This window comes from Sphingomonas aurea, assembly GCF_030678875.1.
Classification (GTDB): Bacteria; Pseudomonadota; Alphaproteobacteria; order Sphingomonadales; family Sphingomonadaceae; genus Sphingomonas; species Sphingomonas aurea.
On record NZ_JAUUDS010000006.1, the window covers coordinates 71,101 to 89,446 of the forward strand.

The window sequence follows — 18,346 nt, forward strand, 5'->3', positions numbered from 1 at the left end:
GCGTCGACCGTTGGGGACCGGTGTCGACCGCTCCCCTCCTGCGCGCCTGGCAACCGCGGCGCCTGATCGTCACCCGGTCGGCGCAGGGCTTCGCCCATGGGCGCGCGATCATGGACCGTGCGGCCTCGCTCGACATAGAAGTGGTCGAACTGCCCGGCGACCGGTTGTCGCTCGCCCTGCCCGAAGATTCCCGCCGCGCCTATGCCGAGGCCAAGGCGACCCTCGCCGTCGTCGTCGCGCCACCGTCGAAGCGCCGCCTGCAACCGATCGCGCCCAGCGCCGACTGGCGCGTCGACCTGGCCGAGGGGTGCCCAGCGCATTGCAGCTACTGCTATCTCGCCGGCTCGCTGAAAGGGCCGCCGATCACCCGCGTCTACGCCAATCTCGACGAGATCCTCGCCGGCCTGCCGCCCTATCTGGGACAGGGCACGATCACGTCGCGCCGCGACGACCGCGCGCATGAGGGCACGACGTTCGAGGCAAGCTGCTACACCGACCCGCTCGCGCTGGAGCCGCTGACCGGCTCGCTGTCGGCGGCGATCCGCTGGTTCGGCGAATGGGACGTGGCGGCGCAGTTGCGCTTCACAACCAAGTTCGCCGACGTCGCGCCGCTGCTCGACATTCCCCATCACGGCCGCACGCGGATGCGCGCCTCGGTCAACCCGCGCGCCTTTGCCCGGTTCGAGGGCGGCACCGCGCCGGTCGCGGCCCGGCTCGTCGCGCTCCGCCGCATGGCCGATGCCGGCTATCCGGTCGGGCTGACCATCGCCCCGATCATCGCGGCGGAGGGCTGGCAGCCGGCCTACGGCGACCTGATCGACGCCATCGCCGCACAGCTGGCGGGCGTGACCGGGCTGGACCTGACGGTCGAGCTTATCACCCACCGCTTCACCGCCGGATCGAAGGCGGTGCTCGACAGCTGGTATCCCGGATCGGCGCTCGACATGAGCGGGCAGGACCGCGTCACCAAGCGGACCAAGTTCGGTACCGAAAAGCAGGTCTACGACGCCGCGACGATGCGGGCGCTGCGCAGTTTTTTCGAGGCACGGATCGGCGACGCGCTGCCGATGGCGCGGATCCTCTACTGGACATGACACTGTTCTTCACCGCCGACACGCATTTCGGCGACCACCGCACGATCAACATCCGCGGCCGCCCCTTCGCCGACGTCGCCGCGATGGACGCGCTGCTGATCGATGGCTGGAACGCCGTCGTCGGTCCGAATGACGAGGTCTGGCACCTCGGCGACGTGGCCCGGCGGCCCGCCGATGTCCCAGCCCTGCTAGTGCGCCTGAACGGCACCAAGCACCTGATCCGCGGCAATATCGATACCGACGGGGCATCGACGGCGCAGGGCTGGTGCAGCGTCGGCGACTATGCGGAGATCGCGGTCGGCGACCGCCGGCTGGTGCTGTGCCACTATCCCTTCCGCAGCTGGAACGGCCAGCATCGCGGCGCGCTGAACCTGCACGGGCACAGTCATGGCCGGCTGAAGCCGCTGCCGCGCCAGTATGACGTCGGCGTCGACGTTCACGGCTTTGCGCCGGTCACGCTCGATCGCCTGCTGCTCGGACAGAAGAAGGACGACGCGGCTTGACCCGCCCGCCCGCATCGGGCTTTCCCTGCAACGTGCGCGGACGTGGCGGAATCGGTAGACGCTGCCGACTTAAAATCGGCTTCCATCGGAGTACGGGTTCGAGTCCCGTCGTCCGCACCATCGCCCTGCTGCTCGCCGGACTGGCCGCCGGCTGCGAGCGGCGGCCCGATTCGGGTCCGGTCGTCGCCAGTGCGATCACGGAGCCGGGCATACGGGGCATCTCGCTCGACGATCTGGCGGACCGCTCGCCACCCGCCAGCCTGCCGGCGCGGCTGCTGATCGACGCGACCGGGCAGGGCCTGGTCCGCTTCGACGCCGCCGGCCAGATCGAACCGGGGCTGGCGGAACGCTGGACGGTCCTCGACGGCGGCGGAAGCTATATCTTCCGCCTGCGCGAGGCGTACTGGCAGGACGGCACCCGCGTCACCGCCGAACAGGTGGTGCAGCTGCTCCGCCGCCGGCTGTCGCCGCGCAGCGACAATCCGCTGTCCCCCTTCCTGACCGCGATCGACGAGATCGTCATCATGACCCCGCAGGTCATCGAGATCCGCCTGTCGCGGCCCCGGCCCGACCTGCTGAAGCTGTTCGCCCAGCCCGAGCTGACGTTGATCCGCCCCGCCCCTGCCTGGGGCAGCGGGCCGCTGCGCATGGCCAAGGCGGGCGCCGCGCCGCTGCTGCGCCCCGCTTTCGATCCCGGCCGCGCCGACCCCGACGACCAGCGCGAGCTGGAGCCCGAGCAGGACGTGCGGCTGATCGGCGAGCGAGCGTCGCTGGCCATCCTGCGCTTCGCGATGCGCCGGTCTGACTATGTCGCGGGGGGCAGCTTCGCCGACTGGCCGCTGCTCGCGACCGTCGACCTGCCGCGCACCGCGGTGCGGATCGATCCGGCAGCGGGGCTGTTCGGGCTGGCGGTGGTCCGGCGCGAGGGGTTCCTGGCAGATGCCGGTAACCGGCTGGCCCTGTCGGAGGCGATCGATCGGGCCCAGCTGGTCGCCGCGATCGCCCCGACCTGGGAGGCCGCGGATCGTATCCTGCCCGACACGCTCGACTCCGCCGCGCCGCCACAGGTGCCAAGCTGGTCGCTGCTGACGCTGGAGCAGCGCCGCGCCGCCGCGCAGGCGCGGGTCGCGGCCTGGCCGGAGCAGGTGCGGCTGCGTATCGCCCTGCCGCGCGGGTCGGGCGCGACATTGCTCTACGGATCGCTGGCTGCGTCGTTCGCGAGCGTTGGCGTCGTGCTCGACCGGGTCGCGCCGACGGAAGAGGCGGATCTGCGACTGATCGACGTGGTCGCCCCTTATGACAGCGCGCGCTGGTATCTGGCGACCGCCTGCGCCCCTTGCGCGGAACCCGCGACGCAGGCGCTGGAGGCGGCACGCACGGCGCCCGATCAGGCGAGCCGCGGCGCCGCGATCGCCGCAGCGGATGTGGAGATGAATGCCGACGGCGCCTTCATCCCCCTCGCCCGGCCGCTCCGCTGGTCGCTGGTCGCGACGCGACTGGCGGCGTGGCAGCCGAACGCGCGCGCGTGGCACCCGTTGAATCGGCTGCGCCCCGACGCCAATTGAGGATCATGGCCAACACCGCATCGCTCGACCGCCTCCCCCTGGACTGTGACCCCGCCGCGATCCGGCGCCGGATCGAGACAATGGAGCGGCTGCTGGAGCGCAGCTTCACCGTCCCCGGCATCAATCGCCCGGTCGGCCTGGACTTCATCGTCGGGCTGGTGCCGGTGATCGGCGACGTGCTGGCCGCGGCGATGGGCAGCTGGATCGTGTGGGAAGCGCGCAACCTGGGCATGTCGAAGTTACAGCTGGCACGGATGGCCGGCAATGTCGGCTTCGACGCGATGCTGGGCCTGGTCCCCTTCGTGGGCGATGCGGCGGACTTCTTCTTCCGGTCGAACACCCGCAACCTGCGGATCATCCGCAAGCACCTCGACAAGCATCACCCCGGCACGGTGACGCTGGAGGGTTAGCGCCGCCCCCGCCAGATGCGCAGGTCCGCATTCGGTGCCAGTCCGCCCTGATGGACCGGGCAGCGGCGATAGCGGAAATCCTTGCTCAGGCAGATCCACACCTCGTCCAGCCAGCCCTGCCGGTCGGCGGTGATGCGCATCATCTCAGGCGCCAGGCCCGGATTGCGCGCGGCGATCGCGCTCGCCAGTCCGCCGGCGGTCAGCGACCGCCGCGACAGCGCATCCATGTCCGGGAAGCGGAGTCGCCGGTACAGCGCGGTCGAGCGTGCGAAGTAGCGCGCAGGGGTATAGCCCGCCATGCAGGTGCCGTGCTTGGCCCATTCATGCTGCTGCAGCTGCGCAGACGGCGTCGCGCACAGATGCGCGCGGATCACCCGCGCCGGCACGATCTGCGCCGGGCGACAATATTGCGGCCACTGCTTCTCCACCCCGTCCGGCCACAGGCCGTGCAGGGTGAAGCCGAAGCGGTTGTCCTCGCCGCACTGGAAGCGCGAGGTGGGTCGGTCGCCGGCGCCGCTCCGGCAGAATTGCGGCGACCAGCTGATCGCCAGCGTATAGCTGCCGATCAGCACCACCCGACGCGGCTGCTCGCGGCTCGGCAGATCCGGGCGGACGCGCGGCACCTCGCCCGGCACGGCGCATTGCAGCGCCTGGGCGTGGAGCGTCACCGGCGCGGCCAGCATCGCCGCGACGATCAGCAGCCGGTGGATCACGCGTCCTCCTCCCAGTCGTCATGTGCCCGCGCGAACCAGGTCGCGGCGTTCGGCCGGAACAGCAGCACCGCACCCAGCACGGTCAGCACCACCTGCACCGTGTTGATGACGCCGAGCAGCCCCAGCGCCACCTGCCCGCTCGCGATCTGCCACAGCAGCGATGCGGCGCCGAGCGCGGTCAGCACCACCAGCAGTACCCGCGCGACGTTGCTCCCACGGCGCGTGGCGAACAGGATCAGCAGCAGGAACGCGCCGACGATCAGCGCCGTGACCCCCGCCGCCAGCCCGGTGCCATACACCTCCTGCAACGGCCCCCACGCCATCACCGTGCCGGCCAGCAGCAGTACGGTCGCCAGCAGATAGAGCCGCTCGGCGTGGATCACGGATTTCGGGCGCACCCGCACTTCCCCTTCGTCGTTCGCCCGCACCCTAGGAGTTAGGCCGCCGAGAAATCCAGCCCGATATCGACCGCCGGCGCCGATTGGGTCAGTCGCCCGACGCTGACATAGGTCACGCCCGTCGCCGCGATCGCGCCGATCGTGTCGAGCGTCACGCCGCCCGACGCCTCGGTCGGCACGCGGCCGGCGACGATCGCCACCGCCTCCGCCAGCTTCGGCGCGGACATGTTGTCGAGCAGCAGGTGGGTCGCGCCCGCACCGATCGCCGGCTCGATCTGGTCGAGCCGGTCGACCTCCACGATGATGCGCGCCATCCCGGCGGCGACCGCGCGCTCGACCGCCGGCGCGACTCCGCCCGCGACCGCGACGTGATTGTCCTTTATCATCGCCGCGTCCCACAGGCCCATGCGGTGATTGTGCGCGCCGCCCATCCGCGTCGCGTACTTCTCCAGCAAGCGCAGACCCGGGATGGTCTTGCGCGTGTCGAGCAGGATCGCCCCCGTATCGCCCATCGCGTCGACATAGGCGGCGGCCAGCGTCGCGATGCCCGACAGATGCTGCACCGTGTTGAGCGCCGACCGCTCCGCGGTCAGCAGCGCACGGGCATTGCCCGACAGGCGCAGCAGCACCGTGCCCGCCGCCACGCGGTCGCCATCCGTCACGCAGCGCTCCACCACGACATCGGGATCGAGCGCGCGAAAGAACGCCTCGGCCAGCGGCAGCCCGGCAACCGCCATCGGCTCACGCGCGGCCATCACGCCGGTGAAGCGCGCATCGGCCGGGATCACCGCGGCGGAGGTGACGTCGCCGACGGGACCCAAATCCTCGGCAAGGACAGCGTTGATGAAGCCGTCCAGGTCGAAGTCGGGGGGCAGGTTCTTCATCGGGGTTCCACCGTCACGTTCATCATGATCCGCTTCTCGCCGCCGGGCGCGACTTCGAAGACGCCGGGTTTGTCGCGGAACTCGCCGGCGAACCCTTCCGGATCGGCGATGCCGTGCCAGGGTTCGATGCATAGGAAGGCCGCGCCGGGCTTGGTCCAGATGCCCAGCGCCGGCGTGTTGGGAAATTGCACGCGCAGCCGCCCGCCCGTCGCGCCGCCATAGGTGACCGCATCGGACTCGACGGGGTCCCAGACCAGCGCGTCATGCGCGAACAGCGCGTCCGCCAGGTGCAGCGTGCGCCCTTCGAGCGGGCTGTCGGCCGTGGCCGCGGCGATCAGCCCGTCAGGCGCGATCTCGCGCAGGCGGCCGGGCTCGTCGCGGTCGAAGACGATGCGGTGGTCGCTTCGCGGCGCGCCGTAGGGCAGTGGCCAGGCGAAGGCGGGATGGAAGCCGAACTGCGCCAGCAACGGCCGATCGGGGTCGCGATTGACGATCGTCGCGGTCACCCGCAGCGTCGCGCCGTCGAGCGCGAAATGCAGTCGCACTTCGAAATCAAAGGGGTAGCTGGCCTGCGTCTCCGCATCGGCCGCCAGGGCGAACACGACGGACGTCGCATCCTGCTCCACCACCGCGAACATCCGGTCGCGGGCGAAGCCGTGCTTGCTCATCGGATAGTCGCGCCCGTCGACCCGGATCGTGCCGCTGTGCGTCATGCCGATCACCGGGAACAGCACGGGGGCATGTTTGGGCCAGAAGGCGGGATCGGCGTCGGTCATCAGCTCGGCACCGTCCGCGTCGCGCAGATGCGTCAGCTCCGCCCCGAACGGATTGATCGCGGCGGAGAGATGGTCGTTGGTCAGCCAGATCAGGTCGGTCATCGCTGTTCCTGTCGCAGGCCGGGATCGGCCGCCTTCTCGCACCCCCGGCGCAGGCTGGGGTCTGGTCCTTGCCGAAGCGTCACGCCCGCAGAGTCGCGCCCAGTTTCGTCGCTGCGGCGACCACCTTGTCGGCGACCGCCTTCAGCTCCGCCTCGGTGAAGCTCTTGTCGCCGGGCTGGAGGATCGCCTCGACCGCGACCGACTTCTCGCCGTCACGCTCGAACACGTCGAACACGCGCGCGGCAACGATCGACGCCTTGTCGGCGCCGCGGATCGCGCGAACCAGCGCATCGGCGGTCAGCGCCGCGGGCACGAGGAAGGCGAAGTCGCGGCGGACCGGCTGAAGCGCGGGCGGCGCATAGGCCAGGCGCATGAAGCCGGTTGCGCCACGCTTCGCCGGCAGCGCGTCGAGATACAGCTCGACCGCCGCGACCGCGCCGTCGAGGTCGAACGCCTTGAGCAGGGCCGGATGCAACATGCCGAACCGCGCCAGCACCGTCTTCGGCCCCAGCCGCAGCGTGCCGGACTGGCCGGGATGGAAGGCGTCGCCCGCCTCCCCCATCACCTGGAGATTGTCGACCGGTGCGCCCGCGGCGGCGAGCAGCGCCAGCGCCTCCGCCTTGGCATCGAACGCGTCGTAGCCGGCGGCCTTGCCCCCCTGCCACCCACGCGCGCGGCGGTCGCCGGCGAGGATCAGGCCCAGTGTCGGCCGCTCGCCATCCTCCAGATAGCGGCGGCCGATCTCGAACAGGCGGACGCTGCCGGCGCCGCGGCGCAGGTTGCGCTCGGTCGCGGCGAGCAGGCCGGCGAGGAGCGACGGGCGCATCACCTTCAGCTCCTCGCTGATCGGGTTGGCCAGCGTGAAGGCGCCGCCGTCGAAGGGAGCCGCCTGCGCCTCCGACACGAAGCTCCACGTCACCGCCTCGTCCAGCCCGCGCGCGGCGGCTGCGCGGCGGACGCGGCGCTCCAGCTTCTGCTCGGCGGTGGCGGTCGGACGGGCGACGCCGGGGATGCGGGGCAGCGGCACGGGGGCGACCTTGTCGATCCCCTCGATCCGGATCACCTCCTCGACCAGATCGGCGGGGCCATCGATGTCGCGGCGCCAGGTCGGCGGCGTGACGCGCCAGTCGTCGCCGACCGCGAAACCGAGCGAGGTCAGGATCTCGCGCTGCCGCTCGGGCGCGACCGCCAGCCCGCCGAGCGTTTCGGCGAGGTCGGGGTCATAGGCGATGGTCCTGGTGGCGAGCGGCGGTTCGCCCGCGCGGGTGATGCCGCTCGCGGTGCCGCCGCACAGCGCCAGAATCAGGCGGGTGGCGACGGCAAGGCCGGCGTCGAGGAACGCCGGATCGACTCCCCGCTCGAACCGTTGCCGTGCGTCGCTCGTCAGCGCCAGTGCCTGCCCGGTGCGGGCGATCGCCTCCGGCTCGAAATAGGCGCACTCGACGATCACGTCGGTGGTGCCGTCCGACACGCCCGAATGCTCGCCGCCCATGATGCCGCCGATGTCGTGGACGGCGACGGCGTCGGCGATCACCGTCATGCCCACGGTCAGGGTATAGGTCTTGCCGTTGAGCGCCAGCACCTGTTCCCCCGCCGTCGCAGCGCGCGCGACGAGCGGGCCGGTCAGCTTGGCGCGATCGTAGACGTGCAAGGGGCGACCGAGATCGATCATCACGTAATTGGTGATGTCGACCAGCGCGCTGATCGGCTTCTGCCCGATCGCGGTGAGGCGACGCCGCATCCACTCCGGCGCCTCGCCATTGGCGACGCCGGTGATGCCCTGCGCATAGAACGCCGGGCAGCCGGGCGTCTCGGTGCGGACCTCGGGGCCGGGGCCTTGCCCCTCCACAGGCTCGACCGCGTCATTCCCGCGCAGGCGGGAATCCGGAGACGCTGAAGTCGCGGCTCCCTCACTCCCGTCACGCGTCTGGATCCCCGCCTGCGCGGGGATGACGGAGGTGGCGGCGGGGATGACGGCATCGGGATAGGCGTCGGCCAGCGGCTTCAGCGTGCCCAGCCCCGCCGCCGCCAGATCGCGGGCGATGCCGCGCACGCCCATGCAGTCCTGCCGGTTCGGCGTGATCGACACGTCGATGACCGGGTCGGTCAGCCCGGCATAATCGGCGTAGCTGTCGCCCACCGGCGCATCGCCCGGCAGTTCGATGATCCCGTCATGCCCCTCGCCGATCTGCAGCTCGCGCGCCGAGCACATCATGCCGTTCGACTCCACCCCGCGGATCGCTGCGACCTTCAGGGTGATGTCGGCGCCGGGGACGTAGGTGCCGGGCGCGCCGAACACACCGACCAGCCCCGCGCGCGCGTTGGGCGCGCCGCACACCACCTGCATCGGTCCGTCGCCAGCGTCGACCGACAGCACCTGCAGCTTGTCCGCCTGTGGATGCCGCTCCGCGGTCAGGACACGCGCGACGCGGAACGGCGCCAGCGCGGCGCCGGGATCGGTGACGCCCTCCACCTCCAGCCCGATGCGGGTCAGGCCCTCGACGATCGCGGTCAGCGACGCGTCGGTGTCGAGATGCTGGTGGAGCCAGGAGAGGGTGAACTTCATCGGGCTAATCCCATAACTTCCGTCATCCCGGCGGACGCCGGGACCCATGGACGCGACCGGCCGATGACGACCGTCACGTCCGCCAATATGCCGCACCCCATCCATGGCTCCCGACGTTCGCCGGGATGACGGATGGGCGTGGGGTTCAGGCCGCCACGCCCACACCGCCCGACAATGTCGGTACGTCGAGGCTGGCGAAGCCGTAATGCTTCAGCCAGCGGATATCGCCGTCGAAAAAGGCGCGCAGGTCGTCGATGCCGTATTTCAGCATCGCCAGCCGGTCGATCCCGCAGCCGAAGGCGAAACCCTGCCACTCGGCGGGGTCGAGGCCGCAGGCGGCGATGACCTTGGGGTGGACCATGCCGCTGCCCAGCACCTCCATCCAGCCGCCATCGGTGTCATCGCCCGAGCCGCCGATCACCCGCTTGCCCTTCACCACCGTGTAGCCGACATCGACCTCTGCCGAGGGTTCGGTGAAGGGAAAATAGCTGGGGCGCAGCCGCAGGACGATGTCGTCCCGCTCGAAGAACGCCTTCAGGAACGTCTCCAGCGTCCATTTCAGATGGCCCATGGTGATGCCGCGATCGATGACCAGCCCCTCGACCTGATGGAACATCGGCGTGTGGGTGGCATCCGAATCGCTGCGATAGGTGCGACCGGGCGCGATGATGCGGATCGGCGGCGCCTGGCTGGTCATGGTGCGGATCTGGACCGGCGAGGTGTGGGTGCGCAGCACGCGCTTTACCGTCCGCTCGTCCCCGCCCGGCTCGACCCCGGCGAGGTAGAAGGTGTCGTGCATCGCGCGTGCCGGATGCGTCTCGGGAATGTTGAGCGCGCTGAAATTATGCCAGTCGGTCTCGATCTCCGGTCCCGTCGCGACCGCGAAGCCCAGGTCGGCGAAGATCTCCGCCAACTCGTCCATCACCTGGCTGACCGGATGGACGGTGCCCGCCGGCGTCGCGTCGACCGGCAGCGTCATGTCGAGCGTCTCGGCGGCAAGGCGGGCATTCAGCGCCGCATCCTCCAGCGCCGCCTTGCGCGTGGCGATCGCTGTCGTCACCGCCTCGCGCAGGCCCTGGATGCGCGGCCCCTCGACCAGCCGCTGCTCGGGCGTCATCCCGCCCAGCGTCTTCAGGAGCTGGGTGATGCGGCCCTGCTTGCCGAGCGCGTCGACGCGAACGGCATCGAGCGCGTCGAGCCCGGGTGCCGCCTCCACAGCGGCCAGCATGTGCGCACGCATATGGTCGAGGTCGTCGTTCACGTCATACTCCCGAGAGCGCCGGCAGGCCGAGGCCGATGGCGAGGTCCTGCCAGTCAGGATTATCGCGTTCGATCAAGGCCAGCTTCCAGTCGCGCCGCCAATTCTTCAACTGCTTCTCGCGGACGATCGCCGCTTCCATCGTGTCGGCCACTGCGTACCAGACCAGACGGATCACGCCGTAGCGGGAGGTGAACCCCGGGATCAATCCTTCACGGTGCTGAACGAGACGGCCGAGCAGGTTCGACGTGACGCCGACGTAGAGCGTGCCATGCGGGCCGCTAGCCAGGATGTAGACGCAGGGCTGGCGTTCCATCTGACTCCTTACCCCTTCGTCATCCCCGCGCAGGCGGGGATCCAGACGCGCTGACGTTCGCGTTCCTATCAGCAGCTTCAGCGTTTATGGATTCCCGCCTGCGCGGGAATGACGAAGTTTTCTGGCGCGCGCGCCATAACGAAACAGGGCGCCGGTGTTGCCACCGACGCCCCGTATCCTGAATCCGAAACAGCTTACGCCGCCTGGGGCAGTGCCGCCTTGGCCTGCGCGATGATCGCGCTGAAGGCGGCTTCCTCGTGCATGGCGATGTCGGCCAGGACCTTCCGGTCCAGTTCGACGCCGGCCAGCTTCAGCCCGTGCATGAACTGCGAGTAGGTCAGGCCCTCGGCCCGGACACCGGCGTTGATGCGCTGGATCCACAGGCCGCGGAACGTGCGCTTCTTAACCTTGCGGTCGCGATACGCATACTGCCCGGCCTTCTCGACGGCCTGGCGGGCGATGCGGATGGTGTTCTTGCGGCGACCATAATAGCCCTTGGCGGCCTCAAGAATCTTCTTGTGCTTCGCCTTGGTGGTTACACCGCGCTTGACGCGTGCCATGTCCCTGTCTCCTTACTTCAGGCCGTACGGCGCCCAGGCCTTCACCGTGGCGGTGTCGGCCTTCGCCAGCACCTTGGTGCCGCGATTCTGGCGAATGTACTTCGAGTTGTGCGAGATCAGGCGGTGGCGCTTGCCGGCGACGCCGTGCTTCAGCAGACCGGTCGCGGTCAGCTTGAAGCGCTTCTTGACGCCGCTCTTCGTCTTGAGCTTGGGCATTTTGGTCCTTTCAAATGGGCGATGCATCGGACAGCCGCGGCAGCCCCATTGGCCGGGCCGTCTTCACGCGCATCGCTCGGTGAAGCGGGGCCCTTAGCCGCGCACCGCGCGGATTGCAACCGATGCGGAACCGGAACGGCCGCGAAGCGTCGGGCGGCGATGGAGATGGCGCCCGTCCTGCCCGAGTCCGCGCCGCCGCGGCGCAGCCGCCGGCGTCGCCTGCGCAACGTCCTGATCGGCGTGGTCGTCGCGATCTTCGCTGTCTGGCTGGTGCTGTTCGTCACCAAGGGCCGCTTCCTTAAGCATCCATTCGAGCGGATCGTCGGCGGGCTGACCCACCGCACCGTCACGGTCGGCGGCGACTTCCAGCTCTATTTCGCACCCTTGCGCATCAAATTCTACGCCGAGCGGCTGGTGATCTCGAACCCCGAATGGGCGACGCGGCCGCAGCTGTTCACCGCCGACCGCATCGACAGCCGCATCGCCCCATTGTCGCTGCTGTTCGGCAAGCGGCGCTTCTACACGCTCGACCTGACGAACGGCGCGGTCGATCTGGAATGGAACCGCGCCCACACCGCCAACAGCTGGACCTTCGGCGAGAACAAGGGCGGCAAGCCGCTGGAATTTCCCCGCATCGACACGGCGACCGTCAGCGGCACGACCGTCCGCTACCTCGACCCGCGGATGCGGGTGCTCGCCGACCTGAAGGTCGCCGATATCCGCTCGACCGACGCGCGCATCGGCAAGGCGGTGGGCGTCACGGGCACCGGCCGCATCCGCGACACGCCGTTCACGCTGGTCGCGCGGCTGCTGTCGCCTGACGCCACCGCCAACCGGGGCAGGAACGAGCTGGTCGCCCGGCTGCGCGCGGCGGGCAACACCGTCGACGTCGCCGGTACCCTGCCCTCGATCGCCAATATCGAGAATGTGCCGCTGGCCGTGGCCGCGCGCGGACGCAATCTGTCCGAGCTGCTCGGCATCATCGGCGTCGTCATTCCCAACACCCGCGACTACCGCTTGCGCGGTCAGCTGGTGAAGGCGGGCGAGGAGTATCGCTTCACCCGCGTCCGCGGCGTCGCCGGGCAGACCGACCTGGCCGGGCGGCTGACGATCCGGAACGGCAAGCGGGTGCACCTCGATTCGGTGCTGACCACGAAGAGCCTCGACATCGTCGATGCCGCGCCGTTCATCGGCTACAACCCCGACATCGTCGCGGCGAAGGGCGCGGTCGCCGCCGCCGCCGCGACCGGCGCCGCACCCCAGCGCATCCTGCCCGAAGCGGCGCTGCCGGTGAAGACGATGCAGGCATTCGACGCCGGCCTGAAATGGAAGATCGGCGTGGTCCGGTCGAAGAACCTGCCGATCTCGAACATCGACCTGACGCTGGCGCTGGAGCGTGGGCGGCTGGCGCTGTCGCCGCTGACCTTCGCGATGGCGCGCGGCAATGTCGCGTCGGACGTGGTGTTCGACACGCGCCAGCGGCCGAGCGCCGTCACCTACGACATCCGTCTCGCGCCGACACCGATGGGGCGGCTGCTCGCCGGATACGGCGTGGCGGAGGCGGGGACGACCGGCACGATCAAGGGCCGCATCCAGCTGGCCGGGCGCGGCGACACGATCCACGATTCCCTCGCTACGTCGCGCGGGCGGATCGCGTTCGTGATGCCGCAGGGGACGCTGTGGACGCGCAACGTCCAGCTTGCCGAACTCGACCTCGGCACGTTCGTGCAGAAGATGTTCGAGGACAAGCTGAAGAAGCCGGTCGAGGTGAATTGCGGCCTGCTGGCCTTCACTGTCCGCAACGGCATCGCCGCCGCCGATCCGATCCTGATCGATACGAGCAAGAACGTGATCGTCGGCCGCGGCGGCTTCAGCTTCCGCAACGAGGCGATCGACCTGGCCTTCCGCGCCGACGGCAAGAAATTCTCGCTCTTTTCCGGTCAGTCGCCGGTCGGGCTGGGCGGCTATTTCGCCAAGCCGTCGCTGAACGTCATATCCGGCGAACTGCTCGGGCGGGCGGGTGCGGGGCTGGGTCTGTCGCTGGTGGCGACGCCGCTGGCGGGAGTGCTGGCGTTCGTCGATGTCGGCGATGCGAAGTCGGCGGCGTGCGGCCCGGTCCTCGCCGGCGCCACTGCCAAGGCGCAGCGCACCACCAAGGGCGAAGTGCGCGACGATGTCGGCCGCGGCACCACCGCCACCAGCGAGGATGGCAAGGGCGGGACGAAGGGGCAGAAGAAGAAGTTCCTGGGGATTTTTTGACGCCGCCCCCCCTATTCGTCATCCCGGCGCACGCCGGGACCCATGGTTGCGACGTGGCTGGCGATGGCACACGAACGGTGGCGGCACCGGGTCCATGGGTCCCGGCGTTCGCCGGGATGACGGAGGGGTGGTGCCGCTTGAGCCCCCCCCCTCAATGCGCGTGCGGCATCGCCCGGATCGCTTCGAGCACATCGTCCGTCCGCGCGGGGTCGCCGATCGCCAGCACATGGCCCGCGCTCGACGCGGTCAGCGGGTCGCCGTTCCAGTCGCACATCCGCCCGCCCGCGCCCTCCACCACCGGCACCAGCGCGGCGAAGTCGTAGAGCTGCAACCCCGATTCGGCGACGATGTCGAGATGCCCCGACGCGAGCAGCCCGTAATTGTAGCAGTCACCGCCATAGACCGGCCCCTGCCGCGGATTGCCGCCGGACACCGCGGCGACCAGCCCCATGAAGTGCGGCACGTCCCCTTCGGCAAACAGGTGCGGGCTGGTGGTGGCGATCGTCGCGCCGGCCAGTTCGGGGCAGAGGCGGGCGTGCGCGGGCACCCCGTTGAACGTGGTGCCGCGCCCGGTCACGCCCACCCATCGTTCGCGCTGGATCGGCTGGTCGATGATGCCCAGCACCGGCCAGCCATCCTCGACCAGCGCGATCAGCGTGCCGAAGATCGCGCGCCCGGCGGTGAAGCTGCGCGTGCCGTCGATCGGGTCGAGCACCCATTGCCGCCCGGTGCGCCCCTCCTTGATGCCATATTCCTCGCCGTGGATGCCGTCGGCCGAGCGCTCCGCCTCGATCAGCCGGCGCATCGCCGCCTCCGCCTCGCGGTCGGCGAGCGTGACAGGCGAGTGGTCCGCCTTCATCTCCAGCCCGTGCTCCTTGCGGAAATAGGGGCGGATCACCGCGCCTGCGGCGTCGGCAAGGGCGTGGGCGAGTTCGATGTCGGCGGCGGTCACGGGCATGCCGCCTGCCTATCGCGGGCGGCGCAGGCGCGCTACACCCATCGAACCCTCGACCCCGGAAGGACTTCCGCCATGCGCCGCACCGCCCTGACCCTCATCGCCGCCCTCTCGCTCGCCGCACCGGCGATGGCCGCGCTCGCTCCGGGGGCGACGGCGCCCGGCTTTTCCACGCGCGGCGCCGTCGCGGGCAAGGTCGTGTCGGTCGACCTGGCGCGCCTGCTGAAGAAGGGGCCGGTCGTGCTCTACTTCTTCCCTGCCGCCTTCACCGGCGGCTGCAACGCCGAGGCGCACGCCTTTGCCGAGGCGATCCCCCAGTTCCGGGCGGCCGGCGCGACGGTGGTCGGCATGTCCGCCGACGACGTACCCACGCTGACCCGCTTCTCGGCCGAGAAGTGCGCCGGCAAGTTCGCCGTCGCCAGCGCCGGCCCGGCCGTGGTCAAGGGATACGACGTGGCGCTCGGCCAGCAGGTCGGCGGACGCGACGTGACCAAGCGCACCAGCTACGTCATCGCCCAGGACGGCCACATCGCCTATGTCCATGACGACATGAACCCGGCCGAGCACGTGTCGGGTACGCTGGCGGCGGTGCAGAAGCTGAAGCGCGGTTAGGTAACGCGCCGCCCATCTGGCGTCGACTGCCTGTCGAGAGTGTCGGCGCCGACATCCATGTTTGTCACCGTCAATCGGCCAAGGAGGAACTTTCGCAAAAAAGTGTCACCGTATTGTATAATATATTTGCCTCCGTTTTTGTATAATGTATATCCCCTTTGTCATAAAAGAGGGGTGTTGTCATGGTACGACTGTCGAGCTTGCTACGCTCTACCGGTGCGACTGCACTGGTGTTGGGACTGGCTCAGCCAGTCACGGCCCAGATTTCTCCTACTCCCGATGCGCCCGCCGATGAGGATACGGCGATCGTCGTCACCGGATCGCGCCTCCAGGTGCCGGGACTGGAGAGCAACAGCCCGATCACAGCTGTCGATTCGGCCGAGATCCGCCTTCAGGGCGCGGTCAATGTCGAGAATGTGCTGAACCGCCTACCGCAGATCACGCCCGATTCGAACGAGAACGTCTCCAACGGCTCGGATGGCACCGCGCGCGTCAACCTGCGCAATCTGGGCAGCAATCGCAATCTCGTGCTAGTCAATGGCCAGCGCCTGCTGCCAATCCAGGCAACCGACCTGAACTTCATCCCTTCGGCGCTGGTCCAGCGGATCGACGTGGTCACTGGCGGCGCCTCGGCGGTGTACGGCTCGGACGCTGTATCGGGCGTCATCAACTTCATCCTGCGCGATGATCTCGACGGCGTGCTGGTCGATACCCAGTATGGCTTCTCTGCGCACAACAATGACAACAGCGCGCGGCGCGCGTTGACCCGCTCGGCCGGGTTCAGCACCGCCCTGCCCTCGCCGGTCGATGGCCAGCGCTTCGACGCGAACATCGCAGTCGGTGCGAATTTCGCCGACAACCGCGGCAACGTCACCGCCTATTTTGGCTATCGCGAGGTACAGCCCATCCTGCAGGCGAACCGCGACGTGTCGGCCTGCGCGCTCGATCCAAATACGGCGCGCGACGGCTATGTCTGCGGCGGGTCGACCAACAACGAGTTCGGCTTCTTCCAGCCGCTGAGCGGCCCCAGTGCCACCGTGGCATTCAACAACACGCGCGACGGCAACAAGACGTGGGTGCCCTACAATCTTGGCTTCCGCTATAACTACGCGCCGCTGAATTTCTTCCAGCGTAACGACACGCGCTACACCGCGGGCGCCTTCGCGCATTATGAGATCGCCAAGGAAGCCGAGCTGTACGGCAGCTTCATGTTCATGGACGACCACACCAACTCGCAGGTCGCGCCGTCCGCACTGTTTGTCGGCACCACCTTCACGATCAACTGCGACAATCCGCTGCTCAGCGCGCAGCAGGGCAACCTGCTCTGCGGCTCCGCTTACGGCACCAACACGTCGCAGACTACGCTGATTGGTTATCGGCCGGTGGCAGGCGCGGCGCGGCCGCGGCGCGACGACCTGCGCCACACCGACTATCGCGTGTCGGGCGGCCTGCGCGGCGAGATCGCGACCGGCATCCGCTACGACGTCGGCGCGCTGTTCTCGTCGGTGCTGTTCAACGAAAATTACCAGAACGACATCGATCCGGCGAAGGCCAATCGCGCGCTCCAGGTCGTCAATGTGGCCGGCGTGCCGACCTGCAAGTCGGTGATCGACGGCACAGACCCCAATTGCGTCCCGCTCGACGTGTTCCGCTACAACGGGATCAGCGAGGCGGCGTTCGGCTATATCTACGCGCCGACCTTCACCCGCGGGCTCGACAAGGAGTCGGTATTCACCGGCACCGTATCGGCGGACCTGACCAGCTACGGCGTGCAGAGCCCCTGGGCGTCGCACGGCGTGGGCCTGGTGCTGGGTGCCGAGCATCGCCGCGAGAGCCTGGAGTTCCGCGCCGACGCGCTCGCCCAGCAGAAGGGCACGACCGAGAGCGAGGGGCGCTTCAACGTCACCGAGTTCTTCACCGAGGTGCGCCTGCCGCTCGTCGAGGACCGCCCCTTCTTCGAGGAACTGACGCTGACCGGCGGCTATCGCTATTCGAAGTACAGCACGCGCGATGATGGCATCTCGACCTACAAGGGCGAGATCTCGTGGGCACCGGTTCGCGATCTCCGCCTGCGCGGCAGCTACAACCGTGCTATCCGCGCGCCCAACATCTCGGAGCTGTTCCAGTCGCAGGGGCTCGGCAACGTGTCAGGTCAGGATCCCTGCTCGGGCGCAACGCCGCGGGCCAGCCTGGCGCAGTGCCAGCTGACCGGCGTCACCGCCGCGCAATACGGACGGATCATCGCCTGCCCGACCGACGTCTGCACCCAACAGTTCGGCGGAAATCCGGCGCTGCGCCCTGAAGAGGCGGATACCTACACCGCCGGCATCGTCCTGACACCGCGCATGGTCCGGCGCCTGTCGCTGTCGGTCGACTATTTCAACATCAAGGTGCGTGACTACATCTCGTCCATCGCGCCGTCGCTGTCGATCAGTCAGTGCTTCGCGACCGGCGACCCGTTCTTCTGCTCGCTGCTCCGTCGCGATCCGCGATCGGGCGCGCTGTTCGGCGAGCAAGGCTATGTGATCGGCACCACGCAGAACACCGGCTCGCTCAAGACGTCGGGCATCGACGTCGGCGCCAGCTGGGATGTCGACACCCGCGCTGGCGGCATTGCGCTCGCCTTCCAGGGCACCTGGCTGAACGAGTTGCGTAACGAGCCGCTGCCGGGCCTCGGCTCCTACGACTGCAAGGGCCTATTCGGGCCGACCTGCGGCCAGCCTACGCCCGAGTGGCGGCACCAGGCGCGGATCAGCTACACCGATCCCGACAAGATCGGCACGATCTCGCTGAACTGGCGCTATATCGGCGGCACGCGGCTGACCAACAACACCGACGATCCGTTTCTCGAGGGCGACGCCTACACGATCAATGCCAAGCTGCCCGCCTATAGCTATTTCGACCTGGCCGGCACGGTCGCGGTGCAGAAGGGGCTGACCTTCCGCTTCGGCGTCAACAACCTGCTCGACAAGGATCCGCCCGCGATCGCGCAGGGTCTGCTGGCGGTGTTCGGCAACGGCAACACCTATCCCGGCATGTACGATGTGGCGGGGCGGTCGTTCTTCATCGGACTGAACGCCCAATTCTGACACCGAAACGCCCCGTGACGGCCGGCCTGCCCTTGGCTAGGTCGGCCGTCTCACCGGCCGCGAACGGATA

Annotated in this window: 17 protein-coding genes and 1 tRNA gene; 8 read left to right on the forward strand and 10 right to left on the reverse strand. The window is 69.1% G+C overall.

Annotated elements, in window-relative coordinates; all coding sequences use genetic code 11:
- Positions 1-20: 20 nt before the first annotated feature.
- From Q5H91_RS11955 to Q5H91_RS11975, 5 genes are all read left to right on the forward strand, one after another.
- Positions 21-1,094, forward strand: a complete 1,074-nt coding sequence (locus Q5H91_RS11955) for an SPL family radical SAM protein (RefSeq protein WP_305173638.1) — start codon at positions 21-23, stop codon at positions 1,092-1,094.
- On the forward strand, positions 1,091-1,597 hold the full coding sequence (locus tag Q5H91_RS11960; RefSeq protein ID WP_305173639.1) for a metallophosphoesterase family protein: 507 nt from the start codon (positions 1,091-1,093) through the stop codon (positions 1,595-1,597). The genes Q5H91_RS11955 and Q5H91_RS11960 overlap by 4 nt, the downstream gene beginning before the upstream one ends.
- 36 nt (positions 1,598-1,633) lie before the next feature.
- Positions 1,634-1,717: transfer RNA gene (locus Q5H91_RS11965), tRNA-Leu, on the forward strand.
- A gap of 158 nt (positions 1,718-1,875) precedes the next feature.
- A complete protein-coding gene (locus tag Q5H91_RS11970) occupies positions 1,876-3,162 on the forward strand; it encodes an ABC transporter substrate-binding protein (RefSeq protein WP_305173765.1) in 1,287 nt (428 codons plus the stop codon).
- A gap of 5 nt (positions 3,163-3,167) precedes the next feature.
- Positions 3,168-3,572, forward strand: a complete 405-nt coding sequence (locus tag Q5H91_RS11975) for a DUF4112 domain-containing protein (RefSeq protein WP_305173640.1) — start codon at positions 3,168-3,170, stop codon at positions 3,570-3,572.
- Here Q5H91_RS11975 and Q5H91_RS11980 read toward each other — a convergent pair.
- The 9 genes from Q5H91_RS11980 to rpmI form a co-directional block, all read right to left on the reverse strand.
- Positions 3,569-4,285 (reverse strand): ribonuclease T2 family protein, encoded by a 717-nt coding sequence (locus Q5H91_RS11980; RefSeq protein ID WP_370655260.1) that lies wholly within the window; start codon positions 4,283-4,285, stop codon positions 3,569-3,571. The two genes, Q5H91_RS11975 and Q5H91_RS11980, sit on opposite strands and share 4 nt — an antisense overlap.
- Positions 4,282-4,683 carry a hypothetical protein gene (locus Q5H91_RS11985; RefSeq protein ID WP_305173641.1) on the reverse strand — a complete coding sequence of 134 codons (402 nt, stop codon included), beginning with the start codon at positions 4,681-4,683 and terminating at the stop codon, positions 4,282-4,284. Before Q5H91_RS11985 ends, Q5H91_RS11980 begins: the two co-directional genes overlap by 4 nt.
- Before the next feature lie 38 nt (positions 4,684-4,721).
- Entirely contained in the window at positions 4,722-5,567 is an 846-nt protein-coding gene (gene nadC / locus Q5H91_RS11990) for a carboxylating nicotinate-nucleotide diphosphorylase (protein ID WP_305173642.1), read from the reverse strand.
- A complete protein-coding gene (locus Q5H91_RS11995) occupies positions 5,564-6,445 on the reverse strand; it encodes an aldose 1-epimerase family protein (RefSeq protein ID WP_305173643.1) in 882 nt (293 codons plus the stop codon). Before Q5H91_RS11995 ends, nadC begins: the two co-directional genes overlap by 4 nt.
- Positions 6,446-6,524: 79 nt before the next feature.
- Positions 6,525-9,011, reverse strand: a complete 2,487-nt coding sequence (pheT, locus tag Q5H91_RS12000) for a phenylalanine--tRNA ligase subunit beta (RefSeq protein WP_305173644.1) — start codon at positions 9,009-9,011, stop codon at positions 6,525-6,527.
- Between the two features lie 145 nt (positions 9,012-9,156).
- Positions 9,157-10,251, reverse strand: coding sequence for a phenylalanine--tRNA ligase subunit alpha (gene pheS / locus Q5H91_RS12005; RefSeq protein ID WP_305173767.1), 1,095 nt, complete (start codon positions 10,249-10,251; stop codon positions 9,157-9,159).
- A 22-nt stretch (positions 10,252-10,273) separates the two neighbouring features.
- Positions 10,274-10,585 (reverse strand): GIY-YIG nuclease family protein, encoded by a 312-nt coding sequence (locus Q5H91_RS12010; protein WP_305173645.1) that lies wholly within the window; start codon positions 10,583-10,585, stop codon positions 10,274-10,276.
- 194 nt (positions 10,586-10,779) lie between these two features.
- On the reverse strand, positions 10,780-11,145 hold the full coding sequence (gene rplT, locus Q5H91_RS12015) for a 50S ribosomal protein L20 (protein ID WP_305173646.1): 366 nt from the start codon (positions 11,143-11,145) through the stop codon (positions 10,780-10,782).
- Between the two features lie 12 nt (positions 11,146-11,157).
- On the reverse strand, positions 11,158-11,361 hold the full coding sequence (gene rpmI, locus Q5H91_RS12020; RefSeq protein ID WP_305173647.1) for a 50S ribosomal protein L35: 204 nt from the start codon (positions 11,359-11,361) through the stop codon (positions 11,158-11,160).
- Positions 11,362-11,520: 159 nt separating this feature from the next.
- Here rpmI and Q5H91_RS12025 point away from each other — a divergent pair, with 159 nt between their 5' ends.
- Positions 11,521-13,620, forward strand: a complete 2,100-nt coding sequence (locus Q5H91_RS12025; protein WP_305173648.1) for an AsmA family protein — start codon at positions 11,521-11,523, stop codon at positions 13,618-13,620.
- A 151-nt stretch (positions 13,621-13,771) separates the two neighbouring features.
- Here Q5H91_RS12025 and Q5H91_RS12030 read toward each other — a convergent pair whose 3' ends face one another.
- Positions 13,772-14,578 carry an inositol monophosphatase family protein gene (locus tag Q5H91_RS12030; RefSeq protein WP_305173649.1) on the reverse strand — a complete coding sequence of 269 codons (807 nt, stop codon included), beginning with the start codon at positions 14,576-14,578 and terminating at the stop codon, positions 13,772-13,774.
- Positions 14,579-14,650: 72 nt separating this feature from the next.
- Between Q5H91_RS12030 and Q5H91_RS12035 the strand changes: the two genes are divergently transcribed.
- The gene (locus tag Q5H91_RS12035; protein ID WP_305173650.1) at positions 14,651-15,187 is read left to right on the forward strand and encodes a peroxiredoxin; all 537 of its coding nucleotides are present in this window, start codon (positions 14,651-14,653) and stop codon (positions 15,185-15,187) included.
- A 182-nt stretch (positions 15,188-15,369) separates the two neighbouring features.
- Positions 15,370-18,276, forward strand: a complete 2,907-nt coding sequence (locus tag Q5H91_RS12040) for a TonB-dependent receptor domain-containing protein (RefSeq protein ID WP_305173651.1) — start codon at positions 15,370-15,372, stop codon at positions 18,274-18,276.
- Positions 18,277-18,346 lie beyond the last annotated feature (70 nt).

What these genes read in the sequence shown, in the direction of transcription:
- Q5H91_RS11960 (WP_305173639.1), top strand. Translation starts at nt 1,091, where the DNA reads ATGACACTGTTCTTCACCGCCGACACGCATTTCGGCGACCACCGCACG.
- Q5H91_RS12040 (WP_305173651.1), top strand. Translation starts at nt 15,370, where the DNA reads ATGGTACGACTGTCGAGCTTGCTACGCTCTACCGGTGCGACTGCACTG.
- Q5H91_RS12025 (WP_305173648.1), top strand. Translation starts at nt 11,521, where the DNA reads ATGGAGATGGCGCCCGTCCTGCCCGAGTCCGCGCCGCCGCGGCGCAGC.
- Q5H91_RS12035 (WP_305173650.1), top strand. Translation starts at nt 14,651, where the DNA reads ATGCGCCGCACCGCCCTGACCCTCATCGCCGCCCTCTCGCTCGCCGCA.
- nadC (WP_305173642.1), bottom strand. Translation starts at nt 5,567, where the DNA reads ATGAAGAACCTGCCCCCCGACTTCGACCTGGACGGCTTCATCAACGCT.
- rpmI (WP_305173647.1), bottom strand. Translation starts at nt 11,361, where the DNA reads ATGCCCAAGCTCAAGACGAAGAGCGGCGTCAAGAAGCGCTTCAAGCTG.
- Q5H91_RS12030 (WP_305173649.1), bottom strand. Translation starts at nt 14,578, where the DNA reads ATGCCCGTGACCGCCGCCGACATCGAACTCGCCCACGCCCTTGCCGAC.
- Q5H91_RS12010 (WP_305173645.1), bottom strand. Translation starts at nt 10,585, where the DNA reads ATGGAACGCCAGCCCTGCGTCTACATCCTGGCTAGCGGCCCGCATGGC.
- pheT (WP_305173644.1), bottom strand. Translation starts at nt 9,011, where the DNA reads ATGAAGTTCACCCTCTCCTGGCTCCACCAGCATCTCGACACCGACGCG.
- Q5H91_RS11975 (WP_305173640.1), top strand. Translation starts at nt 3,168, where the DNA reads ATGGCCAACACCGCATCGCTCGACCGCCTCCCCCTGGACTGTGACCCC.
- rplT (WP_305173646.1), bottom strand. Translation starts at nt 11,145, where the DNA reads ATGGCACGCGTCAAGCGCGGTGTAACCACCAAGGCGAAGCACAAGAAG.
- pheS (WP_305173767.1), bottom strand. Translation starts at nt 10,251, where the DNA reads ATGCGTGCGCACATGCTGGCCGCTGTGGAGGCGGCACCCGGGCTCGAC.
- Q5H91_RS11995 (WP_305173643.1), bottom strand. Translation starts at nt 6,445, where the DNA reads ATGACCGACCTGATCTGGCTGACCAACGACCATCTCTCCGCCGCGATC.